The sequence below is a fragment of the Sphingomonas sp. genome (genome assembly GCF_036402235.1).
Taxonomy (GTDB): domain Bacteria; phylum Pseudomonadota; class Alphaproteobacteria; order Sphingomonadales; family Sphingomonadaceae; genus Sphingomonas.
In genome coordinates this window covers 1-13,574 of the sequence record NZ_DASWTG010000067.1, presented here as the reverse complement: position 1 = coordinate 13,574, position 13,574 = coordinate 1, and the positions used below count along the sequence as shown (strand labels likewise).

At 69.2% G+C, this 13,574-nt stretch carries 9 protein-coding genes and 1 pseudogene; all 10 read left to right on the top strand.

Annotation, left to right across the window (positions count from 1 at the left end):
- The first annotated feature begins 14 nt into the window (after nucleotides 1-14).
- Nucleotides 15-1,778 carry an arylsulfatase gene (locus VGD28_RS13595; RefSeq protein ID WP_331028887.1) on the top strand — a complete coding sequence of 588 codons (1,764 nt, stop codon included), beginning with the start codon at nucleotides 15-17 and terminating at the stop codon, nucleotides 1,776-1,778.
- An 82-nt stretch (nucleotides 1,779-1,860) separates the two neighbouring features.
- On the top strand, nucleotides 1,861-2,787 hold the full coding sequence (locus VGD28_RS13590; protein WP_331028886.1) for a formylglycine-generating enzyme family protein: 927 nt from the start codon (nucleotides 1,861-1,863) through the stop codon (nucleotides 2,785-2,787).
- Between the two features lie 158 nt (nucleotides 2,788-2,945).
- Nucleotides 2,946-5,339, top strand: a complete 2,394-nt coding sequence (locus VGD28_RS13585) for a TonB-dependent receptor (RefSeq protein ID WP_331028885.1) — start codon at nucleotides 2,946-2,948, stop codon at nucleotides 5,337-5,339.
- A 130-nt stretch (nucleotides 5,340-5,469) separates the two neighbouring features.
- Nucleotides 5,470-7,383 carry a glycoside hydrolase family 3 protein gene (locus VGD28_RS13580; RefSeq protein ID WP_331028884.1) on the top strand — a complete coding sequence of 638 codons (1,914 nt, stop codon included), beginning with the start codon at nucleotides 5,470-5,472 and terminating at the stop codon, nucleotides 7,381-7,383.
- Between the two features lie 264 nt (nucleotides 7,384-7,647).
- A complete protein-coding gene (locus VGD28_RS13575; RefSeq protein ID WP_331028883.1) occupies nucleotides 7,648-8,025 on the top strand; it encodes a hypothetical protein in 378 nt (125 codons plus the stop codon).
- Nucleotides 8,026-8,074: 49 nt separating this feature from the next.
- A complete protein-coding gene (locus VGD28_RS13570; protein WP_331028882.1) occupies nucleotides 8,075-8,356 on the top strand; it encodes a hypothetical protein in 282 nt (93 codons plus the stop codon).
- 90 nt (nucleotides 8,357-8,446) lie between these two features.
- Nucleotides 8,447-10,177, top strand: a complete 1,731-nt coding sequence (locus VGD28_RS13565) for a copper resistance system multicopper oxidase (RefSeq protein WP_331028881.1) — start codon at nucleotides 8,447-8,449, stop codon at nucleotides 10,175-10,177.
- Nucleotides 10,174-11,238, top strand: a complete 1,065-nt coding sequence (locus tag VGD28_RS13560) for a copper resistance protein B (protein ID WP_331028880.1) — start codon at nucleotides 10,174-10,176, stop codon at nucleotides 11,236-11,238. Before VGD28_RS13565 ends, VGD28_RS13560 begins: the two co-directional genes overlap by 4 nt.
- Entirely contained in the window at nucleotides 11,229-11,855 is a 627-nt protein-coding gene (locus VGD28_RS13555) for a DUF2231 domain-containing protein (protein WP_331028879.1), read from the top strand. The genes VGD28_RS13560 and VGD28_RS13555 overlap by 10 nt, the downstream gene beginning before the upstream one ends.
- A gap of 160 nt (nucleotides 11,856-12,015) precedes the next feature.
- A pseudogene (locus VGD28_RS13550) lies at nucleotides 12,016-13,574 on the top strand (hypothetical protein); the annotation flags it as partial.

The following is a 13,574-nucleotide window of genomic DNA, read 5'->3' as shown; positions in this document are numbered from 1 at the left end:
AAGAGGAATCGGCAATGGCAACATCTTCCGGCAGCGGCCGCCGCCACATTTGCCTCGCGCTCGCCGTGGTTGCCGCCACGGCGCTGACGCCGCTCGCGGCCGCCGATGCACGCCAGCGGCAGGATGCCCGGCCGAACATCGTCGTGATCGTGCTCGACGATGTCGGCTTTTCGGACCTCGGCGCGTTCGGCGGCGAGATCCGCACCCCGGCGATCGACCAGCTGGCGCGCGACGGGCTGCGCTACAACCGGTTCGACAGCAAGTCGGTCTGCTCGCCGACGCGCGCGGCGCTGCTCACCGGGCGCAATCCGCAGACGGTGCGGATGGCCGATCTGCCCGCGGCGAAGGTCGATCCCGCCGACCTGACCCGCGACCGCGGCGAGCTTCCGCAGAATGCCCAGACCATCGCGCAGCTGCTCCAGCGCGCCGGCTACCGCACCTATGGCCTCGGCAAATGGCACCTCGCCCCGGAGGATGAGGACGGCTCGCCCGGGCGCAACGGCTCCTGGCCGCTACAGCGCGGGTTCGACAGCTTCTACGGCTTCTTCCTCGGCTGGACCGACCAGTACCGGCCGTCGCTGATCGAGGGGAACCGGACGATCGCGACGCCCACGGCGCCGGGCTATCACTTCTCGGTCGACATCACCGATCGCGCGATCGCCGCGATGACGCCCGCGCAGGGCGAGGGTAGGAAGCCCAAGTTCGTCTATCTCGCTTACGGCGCGGGCCATTCGCCGATCCAGGTGCCGCGCAGCTATATCGACGCGTATCGCGGGGTCTATGAAAAGGGCTGGGACGCGCTGCGCGGCGAGCGGCTGGCGCGGATGAAGCGGATCGGCATCGTTCCCGCGAACACGACGCTCGCCCCGCGCAGCCCGTCCGACCGGCGCTGGGACGATCTCACCGTCACCGAGAAGACGGTGTTCGCCCGGTTCATGGCGACCTATGCCGGGTTCATCACCCATACCGACGAGCAGATCGGCCGGCTGGTCGCGCATCTCAAGGCGACGGGGCAGTACGACAATACGCTGATCGTGCTGCTGTCCGACAATGGCGGCGCGTCCGAGGCGGGGCAGAAGGGCTTTTTCGAGCGGCTCTACCGGCCCAACGCACTGACGCCCGAGCAGATGCTGGCGCGGCTCGACGAGCTCGGCACGGGCAAGACCCAGGCCGAATATCCGCGTCCCTGGGCGATGGCCAGCGTCACGCCGTTCCGCCGCTACAAGGTCTGGCCCTATCTGGGCGGCGTGCGCACCCCGCTGATCGTGAGCTGGCCGCGCGCCGTTCGCGATGGCGGCGCGATCCGGCGCCAATATGTCGATACCGTCGATCTCGCGCCCACGCTGGCGGACGCGGCGGGCACGCGCTTCCCGCGCAGCCTGAACGGGGTTGCGGAGATCCCGGTCGCCGGCAAGTCGATCCTCCCGACCGTGCGCTCCGCGGCCGCGCCCAGCGCGCGCACCGTCCAGTATTTCGAGCTGCGCGGCAATCGCGCGATCACGCAGGGCAAGTGGCGGGCAGTGGCGATCCACCAGCCGGGCACCGACTTCGCCAGGGATCGCTGGCAGCTGTTCGACACCGAAGCGGATTTCGCCGAAGCGAACGACATCGCCGATCGCCATCCCGCCAAGGTCGAGGAGCTGAAAAAGCTGTGGTGGAGCGAGGCGCGCAAGCACAGCAATCCGCCGCTCGCCGAGATGCCGGAGCGGTTCCGGTCGCGCGAGCGTTTCGACGACAGCCCGGACCGGCAGGCCGCCCCGCCGTCAACGGGCAACTGACTTCGCCGGCCGATCCGGCTAGAGGATGCCGATGCGCAGCGCCCCCGATTTCCGTTCCGTCAGTGAGTCCGGCCGTGCCGGCATGCGCCATGTCGAAGGCGGCCGGTTCCGCATGGGCTCGGCGCGTTTCTATCCGGAGGAGGCGCCGGTCCGCACCGTGCGGGTCGACCCGTTCTGGATCGACGAGACGCCGGTCACCAATGCGCAGTTCGCCGCATTCGTGGCCGCGACCGGGCACGTCACCTTTGCCGAGATCGCGCCCGATCCGGCCGACTATCCCGGACTGGACCCGGCGCTCGCGCTGGCCGGGTCGCTGGTCTTCGAGAAGACCGCCGGGCCGGTCGATATGGACGATTTCTCGCAATGGTGGGCCTTTCGCCCCGGCGCCGACTGGCGCCACCCGCTCGGGCCGGGCAGTGCGCTCGACGGGCTGGACGATCATCCGGTGGTCCATGTCGCCTATGCGGACGCCGAGGCCTATGCGCGCTGGGCGGGCAAGTCGCTTCCGACCGAGGCGGAATGGGAATTCGCCGCACGCAGCGGCGCCGACAGCGACTATGCCTGGGGGGATGAGCTCGCGCCCGGCGGGGCGATGCTGGCGAACTACTGGCAGGGGCGCTTCCCCTACGCCAACACGCTGCTCGACGGGTTCGAGCGCACCTCGCCGGTGCGGCACTATCCGCCGAACGGCTACGGGCTGCACGACATGATCGGCAACGTCTGGGAGTGGACCTCGGACTGGTTCGCGCTGCCCGGCGCGGGGGATCGCAAGCCGGTCAAGAAGCAGGCGGGCGCCTGTTGCGCCATTCCCAACCCGCGCGGCGGGCGCGAGCGCGACAGCTACGACCCCTGCACGCCCCAGGTGCGCATCCCGCGCAAGGTGCTGAAGGGCGGATCGCATCTGTGCGCGGAGAGTTACTGCCAGCGTTACCGCCCCGCCGCCCGCCACCCGCAGCCGGTCGATTCGACCACCACCCATATCGGCTTCCGCTGCGTCGTCCGCGACTAGCCCGGACGCAAAGCTTCTGCGCCCGTTCCGATTGCCGCTTGACAACGTTCCCGCGCTCGATCAGTTTAGCGTTAAATCAAAATGAGCGGCAGGCGACGAGTCGCCGTTCGCTCAAGGCCAGCAGAGCCGCGCAAAGCTATTGTTTCTGGGGAGGTTGTATGAATCGTTCAGTCCATTTCCTTGTCGTCGCGTCCACCTTCGCGCTGGCGGTCTCGTTGGCGGCGCCGGCGCATGCGCAGGACGCCGTTCCGGCATCCGAGCCGCAGGCCCCGGCGGCCGCCCCCGAAGATACCGGCGAGATCATCGTCACCGCGCAGAAGCGCGCCGAGCGCCTGCTCGACGTGCCGCTCGCGGTGACCGCGGTGACCGGCGATGCGCTGGCCGACCGGCAGATCTCCGACACCAACTCGCTGGTTCAGGCGGTGCCCTCGCTCAGCTTCCAGCAGGGCGCCAACCCGACCAACACCAGCTTCCGCATCCGCGGCATCGGCACCTCGCTGTTCGGCCAGGGGACCGAATCCTCGGTCTCCACCGTGGTCGACGGCGTCGTCGCGGTGCGCCAGGCGCAGGGCTTCTCCGATCTCGCCGATATCGAGCGGGTCGAGATCCTGCGCGGCCCGCAGGGCACGCTGTTCGGCAAGAACGCGTCGGCCGGCGTGATCAGCGTGACCACCGCGCGCCCCTCGCGCGATCTCACCGCCAGCGCCGACTTCACCATCGCCGAACATGGCGAGTATCGCGCGCGCGGCACCGTCTCCGGCCCGCTGTCGAGCACGCTGCGCGCCCGCGTCACCGGCTATTACAATGACGTGCGCGGCATCACCCGCAACATCGGCACCGATCGCTGGGTCAACGGATCGAGCGGGTGGGGCGTGCGCGGCAAGCTCGAATGGGACGCGACCGAGACGCTCAACTTCCTGCTGAGCGCCGAGTACCGCAAGACCGACGCCGATTGCTGCGGCTCGACGATGGTGAGCATCGTCAACCCCGTGCTCCAGAGCTTGGTCGGCCCGATCCAGGCGTCGCGCACCAACCGCACGATCAACGAGGACGCCGACACCTACGCCAATTCCAGCCAGCAGACCTATTCGCTCCAGGCCGACTGGGATCTGGGCGCCGCGACGATCACCTCGATCACCGCGTTCCAGAAATATCATCTCGACGTCAACCAGCCGATCGACCGCATCAACGCGCCGGTGCCGGTGTTCGTCGGCGCGGGCGCGGCCTATGCCTGGTGGAACCAGAATCACGGCGTCGCCGATATTCAGGGGCTGAGCCAGGAACTGCGCATCGCCAGCAACGGCAGCAACGCCTTCAACTATGTCGCCGGCGTGTTCTACATGCACAGCTATATCGAGCGGCCGTTCGACCGCCGCCGCGCGCGCTGCACCGCCGGGGTGATCGGCCAGCCCTGCGCCGCGGCCAACATCGTCTACCAGTCGTCCGCGAGCGAGATCCACCTCTCGCAGGACAGCATCGCCGCCTTCGGCCAGTTCGACTACAGTATCGCCGGCGGCCTCAAGGTGATCGGCGGCCTGCGCGTCCAGTATGAGAAGGGCTTCAACCGCGGCGCCCGCATCGCCCCGATCCAGACCGGCGACGTGATCTTCCCGGCCAATCCGCCGGTCAGCGGCGAGTTCCGCGCCAGCGATACCGCGGTGACCGGCAAGGCCGGCCTGCAGTACGAGTTCAATCGCAACGCGCAGGCCTATGCGACCTATACCCGCGGCTATAAGGGCCTGGGCTACGAGATGGAGATCTCGGCCGATCTCGCCAACCAGAAGGCGCTTGAGCCGGAGCATGTGAACGCCTATGAGATCGGCTTCAAGGGCCGCACCTCGGACGGCTCGTTCACCATCTCGGCCGCCGCCTTCCTCGCCGACTACACCAACCTCCAGGTCCAGGCGAACCGCTCGGATCCGGTGACCGGCGTCGTGCAGTTCGTCTCGACCAACGCGGGCAAGTCGCAGACCAAGGGCTTCGAGATCGAGGCGACGATGCGCCCCGCCGACGGCTTCACGGTGAACGCCGCGGTGACCTATGCCAAGTCGACGATCGACATCGACGGCCTCAACTGCCCGCTGCAGCTTCAGGCGGCCGCGCCGGTGATGACCGGCACGCCGATCAACATCTGCTACCGCACCGCGGCCGGCGCGACCCCGCAGCAGAATCTGCGCGGCAAGCCGCTGGCGGCGAGCCCTGAATGGCGCGTCAGCGTGTCGCCGCGCTACGAGGCGGAGATCAGCTCGAGCCTGGCGGCGTTCGGCCAGTTCTCGATCAACTTCACCAGCGAGCAGCAGTTCGCGGTCGAGCAGGATCCGCTGCTGTGGCAGCCGGCCTATACGCTGGTCGATGCCAGCATCGGCCTCAAGACGATCGACGACCGCTACAGCCTGACCCTGTTCGTCAAGAACCTGTTCGACGAGAATTACCTGACGAGCATCGGGCACAACTCGCTGCTGGCGACCACCGCCAACCCCTATGACCTGGTCGGAACCTACAACAAGGATTCGAGCCGCTATTTCGGCGCGACCTTCGGCGTGAAGTTCTGAGCTTTCCACCGCAGTCAACCATCCTCCAAGCCTTGACTGCTCTCTCCTGACGGCGCTCCCGCAACGGAGCGCCGCCCCTTTTCGGGTGCGGCATGCCGCCGCGCGTCCGGCGAGAAGGAAGACGAAGCGGATGCCCAAGCCGATTCCCACGCTGATCCGGTGCGCCATGGCGGGCCTGATGCTGGCGCTGCCGGGCGCGGCGCTCCCCGAGCCGGCGGCCTATCGCGATCTCAACCGCAACGGGCAGATGGACCCGTACGAGAACCCGGCGCTTCCGGTCGATGCGCGGGTGGGCGATCTGCTCGCCCGCATGACGATCGAGGAGAAGGTGGGCCAGCTGCTGCACGGCACCTTGCCGGCACGGGGCTCGGCGATCGGCGCGTCGGCGGACGGCTATGATCTCGACAAGGCGCGCGTGCTGATCGCCGGGCATCATGTCTCGAGCTTCATCACGCGGCTGGTCATGCCGCCGCGGGAATTCGCCGCGCAGAACAACGCGATCCAGAAGCTTGCGGAGGCGACGCGGCTGGGCATCCCGGCGACGATCAGCACCGATCCGCGGCATCACTTTCATGCGACGGCAGGCGCCAGCACCAATGGCGGCGGCTTCTCGCAATGGCCCGAGACGCTGGCGTTCGCCGCGGTCGGCGATGCCGCGCTCGTCCGCCGCTTCGGCGATGCGGCGCGGCGCGAATACCGCGCGGTCGGCATTCACATGGCGCTGTCGCCCCAGGCCGATGTCGGATCGGAGCCGCGCTGGCCGCGCATCACCGCAACCTTCGGATCGGATCCGGCGACGGTCTCGCGGCTCGCCGGCGCCTATGTCGAGGGGTTCCAGGGCGGATCGGCGGGCGTGACGCGCGATGGCGTCGCGGCGGTGGTCAAGCACTGGGTCGGCTATGGTGCGGCGCCCGAAGGCCATGACGGCCACAATTTCTACGGCCGCGCCGTCAGCCTGTCCGATGCCGAATTCGCGAAGCATGTCGCGGCGTTCGACGGCGCCTTCGCCGCCCGCGCCGCAGGCGTGATGCCGACCTATGTCATCGTCGGCGGGCCGCGGCTGAACGGGGCTGCGCTCGAGCCGGTCGGCGCCGGGTTCAGCAAGCAACTGCTGACCGGTCTGCTACGGCGGGAGAAGGGATATGGCGGCCTGATCGTCTCCGACTGGGCGATCACGCGCGATTGCGATGCGGCCTGCACCTCGCCCAGCGCCGAAAATCCGCAGCTTCCGCGCTCGATCGCGATGCCCTGGGGCGTCGAGCGGCTGAGCGTGCCGGCGCGCTTCGCCAAGGGGCTCGCGGCCGGTCTCGATCAGTTCGGCGGCGTCGACGATCCGGCGCCGATCCTCGCCGCGCTGCGCGCCGGGAAGATCGGCACGGCGCGGATCGATGCCTCGGTGCGCCGCATCCTGCGGCTCAAATTCGCGCTCGGCCTGTTCGAGGATCCGTTCGTCGATCCGGCGCGGGCTGAGGCCGTGCTCGGCGATCCCGCCGTGCGCGCGCAGGCGGAGGCGGCCCAGCGTGCGGGGCAGGTGCTGCTGCGCAACCGGGATGCGCTGCTGCCGCTTCGCCGCGGCGCCCGGCTGTGGCTCCACGGCGTGGACGCCGGCGCCGCGCGCGTCGCCGGGTTCGAGGTCGCGGACACGCCCGAAGCGGCCGACGCCGCGCTGGTGCGCACCGCGACGCCCTTCGAGACGCTGCACCCGCATCATTTCTTCGGATCGCGCCAGCATGAGGGCCGGCTCGATTTCCGCCCCGGCGACGCGGATGCGAAGGCGATCGCCGCCGCCGCGCGCCACGTTCCGGTGATCGTCGCGGTCGAGATGGACCGGCCCGCGATCCTGACTGCGCTCTTGCCGCACAGCCGGGCGATCCTCGCCACCTTCGGCGCGAGCGATGCCGCCTTGCTCGACGTGGTGCGCGGCGCGGCCAGGCCGCGCGGCAAGCTGCCGTTCGACCTGCCACGCAGCATGGAGGCTGTCCGCAAGCATGACGGAGGCGGCGATCCCCCGCTCTTCCGCCGCGGCGAGGGGCTGCAACCCTAGCGCGGATCGACATTTGGATATCAATCCTCCCCCACCAGGGGAGGTGGCATGCGAAGCGTGACGGAGGGGGAGGAAGCGAACCGCTGATGTTCCGCTATCCGTCCCCTCCGTCAGCCTGCGGCCGACACCTCCCCCTGGCGGGGGAGGATTGAATGTCGATCTGCCCCGGCGCGGATCGGCGTTGCCGCCCAGCGGCATGCCTGAGCCGGTCGCGCATGGCCGGTGCGGTTGTCAGCGCGGCCCCGCGGGCCTATTGCTGGGGACATGCGGTCCCGCCTGCTCCGAGTCCTGACCATCGCGGCGATGCTCTTCGCATCCTTCTCGATGCTCGGCGGCCATGCGGCGATGGCGGCGCCGGGCGCATCGATCGCGGCCGGCCACGGTGCGACGGGCCACGGCGCGATGGCGGCGGACGGCACTGCCGCCATGGCGGGGCATTGCGACGATGCGCAGAAGCGCTCCGGGGACCGCCTGCCCGGTGCCGATATCGACTGCATGATCGCCTGCGCGGCGCTGCCCGCACTTGGCGGCTGCTATGTCTTCGAACGCCCGTCCCCCTCGTCGGCGCAGCGCGCGCCGCGCGTCGCCGGCATCCACGGCGTCGATCTTCAGGCCGATCCACCCCCTCCACGCCGCTCCTGACGCTCACGAACCGGATTTCGTTCGTCTGAACGCTCAGGAGTATGTTGACATGAAGAGTCTCGTTGCCGCGACGGTGCTTGCCGTCGCCTTCCCCGCTGCCGCCCGGACGGCGCAGAGCCAGCCCGCGCCCGCCCAGCATCAGGGGCATGCCGGAATGGACCATTCGGCGCATGCCGGGCACCAGAAGGGCGAAGGCCAGGCCGGCAAGAAGGATTGCTGCGCCGACCGCAATGCCGACGGCCGCATGGACTGTTGCGAGGGCGCGCAGAACGCCCGGCGCGAGCAGCCCCGCCGGCCGGACGCGAAGCCGCAGCCGCACCACAACCACTGACCGGCCTTGACCGGAAGGGCTGCGGCGCGGGCCGCGGCCCTTCCGGCCTGCCGGGCATCCGCCGCCTCCGGGGCGGCCAGGGAAATGATCATGCAAACCGATTCCACCCTCGATCGGCGCGCGCTGCTTCGCGGCGCGGCGCTGGGCGGCGCGGGCCTCGCCCTCCCGCACTTCCTTCCCGCCTGGGCGCAGTCCGGCTCGTCCGGCATCCGGCCCGACATGCCGACGCTGTCGGGCGCGGACATCCGCCTCAGCATCGGCCATTCGACCTTCTCGGCCGGCGGTGAGACCGGCCATGCGATCACCGTCAACGGAACGCTTCCCGCGCCGCTGATCCGGCTGCGCGAAGGGCAGGACGTCCGCATCCATGTGACCAACACGCTGGACGAGGATAGCTCGATCCACTGGCACGGGCTGCTGCTGCCCTTCCAGATGGACGGCGTGCCGGGGATCAGCTTCCCCGGCATCCGCCCGGGCGAGACCTTCACCTACGCTTTCCCGATCCGCCAGTCGGGCACCTACTGGTATCACAGCCATTCGGGCCTGCAGGAGCAGGAGGGGCATTACGGGCCGCTGATCCTCGATCCCGCCGATCCCGATCCGGTCGCCTATGACCGCGAGCATGTCATCGTGCTCAGCGACTGGAGCTTCGTCCACAGCCATAAGCTGTTCCGCAAGCTCAAGCAGGAAGGCGGCTATTTCAACCGCAACCGCATCACGCTGGCCGGGCGCCTCGGCGGCGATCCCGCGCACCGGATGAGCGCCGCGGAGCGGCGGATGTGGGCACGGATGCGGATGGACCCGACCGACATCCTCGACGTCAACGGCTCGACCTATACCTATCTGATCAACGGCCACGGGCCGCAGGAGAACTGGACCGGCCTGTTCCGGCCGCACGAGCGGGTGCGCCTCCGGATCATCAACGCCGGCGCGATGTCGATCTTCAACATCCGCATTCCCGGCCTGCCGATGACCGTCGTCGGCACCGACGGGCAGAATGTGCGGCCGGTCGAGGTCGACGAGTTCCGCATCGCCGCCGCCGAGACCTATGACGTGATCGTCCAGCCGCACGAGGACCGCGCCTATACCTTCGTCGCCGAGGCGATCGACCGCTCGGGCATGGGCCGCGCGACGCTCGCGCCGCGTCCGGGCATGGCGGCCGAGGTCCCGCCGCTGCGCGCCCGGCCGGTCCTGACCATGCGCGACATGGGCATGGGCAGCATGGATCACGGCGCGGCGGGCCATGCCGGGATGGATCATGGCGACATGAGCATGCGCGACAAGTCGCGCGTCGCCTTCCCGGTCGGGGCGGGGGTCGACATGATCGCGCCGATGCCGGTCGACCGCACCGGCGATCGCGGCACCGGGCTCGAGGACGTGCCGCACCGGGTGCTCACCTATCGCGACCTGATCTCGCTGGCGCTGAATCCCGATCGGCGCGCGCCGACGCGGACGATCGAGGTCCACCTCACCGGCAACATGGAGCGGTTCATGTGGTCGTTCGACGGGCAGCGCCTGAGCGAGAATCCCGAGCCGCTGCGCTTCGCACTCAACGAGCGGGTGCGCGTGCGGCTGGTCAACGACACGATGATGGCGCATCCGATCCACATCCACGGCCATTTCTTCGAGCTGGTGAACGGCCATTCCGGCCATCACCCGCTCAAGCACACGGTCGACGTGCTTCCCGGTGCCCTACTCGATCTCGACCTGACCACCCACGCCCCCGGCGACTGGGCGTTCCACTGCCACCTTCTCTTCCACATGCACGCCGGGATGATGCGCATCGTCACCGTGCGCCCGCTCGAAGGAGCCGCGTCATGAAGCGCCTTCTGTCCGCGATCCTCGCCGCGTCGGCCGCGGCGCCTGCCCTTGCCCAGCACAGCGGCCACGACGCGCCGCCGCCCGCGCGGGACCAGGCGACCGACCCGCATGCGGGCCACAGGATGCAGGCCGGTCAACCTGCGCCGGGTGAGCCCGCCGATCCTCATGCCGGCCACGACATGCCGGCGCCGAAACCGGCAATGCCCGCGCAGCAGGATTCGCATGCGGGCCATCACGGCCATCAGCCCGGCGAACCGCAGGCGGGCCCTCATGCCGGGCACCGGATGGGTGGCGTGGGTGAGGCGGCCCCGCCGATCGCGCCGCCACCTGCGGCCGCCACCAGTGGCCCGCCGCATGCCGCCGACAGCGTGTACGATCCCGGCACGATGGCGCGGGCGCGGGCGGAGCTGCATACCAGTCATGGCGGCCTTCGCACCGCCAAGTTCATGATCGACCAGCTCGAGCTCGATCTGCGCGATGGCCATGTCGGCTATGCCTGGGAGGACGTCCAGTTCTGGTATGGCGGGGACCGCGACAAGCTCTGGGTCAAGAGTCAGGGCGAGGGCAGGTTCGGCGAAGGCGTGGAAGGCGCCGAGGTGCAGGCCCTGTGGAGCCGGGCGATCGGCCCGTTCCTCGACTTGCAGGCGGGCGTGCGCTACGACATTCGCCCACAGCCCGGCCGCGGCTATCTCGTGCTTGGCGTCCAAGGCCTTGCGCCTTACTGGTTCGAGATCGACGCCGCCGCCTTCGTGTCCGAAGAGGGCGATGTCAGCGCCCGCTTCGAGGCCGAGTACGACCAGCGCATCACCCAGCGGCTGATCCTCCAGCCGCGCGGCGGATTCGAGGTCTCGCTCCAGGACGTGCCCGAGCTCGGCGCCGGCTCGGGGCTTTCGACCGCGGAAGCGGGCCTCAGGCTGCGCTACGAGTTCGTGCCCGAGTTCGCGCCCTATGTCGGCGTCCAGTATGAGCGTGCCTTCGGCGACACGGCAGATTTCCGGCGCCGCGCCGGCGAGGACCGCGGCGGGTGGAGCCTGGTCCTGGGCGTGCGGACATGGTTCTGAACCTGTTTCGCCCCATCTTGCTGCTGTTGGCGCTGCTCTTCGCCATGCCGGCCGCAGCGCCGGCACACGAGAACCATAGTGACGCACAGGCTGCCCCGAGTCATGACGGACAGATGGTTGGCGCCCTGGCCGATGCGGCGGGGGAGCGGATGAATGCGCATGCTGCGGCGGCGAAACCGCAACCTCGCCGGTCATTCGGCGAGCGCCTGATGCGCTGGCTCGGGCGAATCCATCCGTTTGCGGTGCATTTCCCAGTCGCGCTCTTCCCGGCGGCGCTGGCCGCGCGCGTGCTCCTTCGGCGGCGCGACGGGACGGTCGAGTGCATTCGCGCGCTGATCATCGCTGCGGGTGCGGCAAGCCTGGTTGCCGGCCTGCTCGGCTGGCTGACCGCAGGCTTCACGCTCGACGATCCCGACCAGATACACCGCTGGCATCGTGCGCTCGGCACCATGTTGGCGTTCGCCGGTATCGCGGTTACGGTGTGGGCGTGGCTGTGGCGCGAAGCGGTTGCCAGCCGCACGATGCTGCTGGTCTTGTCGCTCGTCACCTTCACGCTGTTCGTCCAGGGGTGGCTTGGCGCGGTGCTGGTGCGCGGGACGAATCACATGGCGTTCTGAGGATCGTCGGCGCGGATCGGAAGGAGTCGCGCCAACGTGTCTGGAGAGGAACGGGAAAGGCCAGCGCCTTCCTCGCCGGGAAAGTTCGCAATTTGGTAACGCACCCGTATCTAAGGGTGAGAAAAGGGGGGGGCATCCGACCCAAAAGGGGAGAATGCCCATGGCATCGCGCGTATCGCAGAGCCTTTCGGCCGGCATCGGCACACACCGGAAGCTCATCCTGTCGTCCACGGTTGCGGGCATCGCGCTCTGCGCGGCATCGCCCGCCCGCGCCGACTGCGTCCTCACGCCGACTGCCGGCGACGACGTCTATGTCTGCGATAGCGGCACCGATCCGGGCGGGCTCAACGATCCCGGCGGGAACAACCGCCTCACTTTGCCCACGGGCGGAAGCGGGACGATCGACGGCAACGTGACCTTCGGCGGCGGCGCCGATACCGTGATCATGGCCTCGGGCCGGGTCAACGGATCGGTCGACCAGGGCAATGGCGACGACCGGTTCGAGATCAGCGGGGGAATCGTCACCGGCCAGGTGCAGCAGGGCGAGGGCGTCGATCATTTCGCGATGACCGGGGGCGAGATCAACACGCTCAACCAGGGCGGCGCGCTCGACACCTTCGTGATGTCCGGCGGACGCATCGTCGATGCCTTTGACGATGGCGATCATGCGGTGATGACCGGCGGCCGCATCGGCCGCGTCAACATGAAGCTCGCGGACAATCTGTTCGACATGTCCGGCGGCACGATCGACCGCAACCTCGTCACCGGCTTCGGCAACGACACGATCATCCTGTCGGCCGGCACGATCGGCGGCAACATCAGCGTGTCGGGCGGCACCGACAGCGTCACCATCACCGGCGGATCGGTCGGCGGCGACATGCTGCTCAGCGTCGGCACCGACCGGTTCGTGTGGAACGGCGGCGGCGTGGTGCACGGCACCATCGATCTGGGCGGCGACAATGACAGCGCCCAACTCACCAGCCTGACCGACGCCAATCTCGGCCGCAGCCCGCGGATCACCGGCGGTGAGGGCACCGACGCGCTGGCCTTTTCCAACGTCACGACCGGCAACGTCGCACGGTTCGACGGCTGGGAGCGCATCGACGCGACCAACGATACCGAACTGACCTTCAACGGCTTCCTGACGCTCGGCGACGCCGGCACCGGCACCGGCGTCTTCGCGCTCGACGCATCGAGCACGATCTTCGGTGGCGGCGCGAACGGCGGCATCGCCGCCTTCGCCGCCGGCCAGCGCGCGACCTTGATCAACGCCGGCCGCATCGACCTCACTAACGGCAGCGGAGCGCCGGGAGACAGCTTCACCGTGCGCGGCGACTATGTCGGCAATGGTGGGTTGCTGATGCTGAATACCGTATTGGGCAATGACAGCTCGGCTTCGGACAGGCTGGTGATCGACGGCGGATCGGCGACGGGCACGACCAGCGTCACGATCGTGAACGCGGGCGGTGCCGGCGCCGCGACGACGCAGAACGGCATCCTGATCATCGAGGCGGTCAATGGCGCCACGACCGCCAGCGGCGCCTTCTCGCTCAACCACCGCGTCGCCGTCGGTGCCTTTGAATATTATCTGTTCAAGGGCGGCGTCTCGGCGGGCACCATCGACAACTGGTATCTGCGCTCGACGCTGGTGACGCCACCCGCCGCGACACCGCCCCCCCAGCCTGCCCCCGCTCCGCCGGCACTCACCCCGCCTCCGCC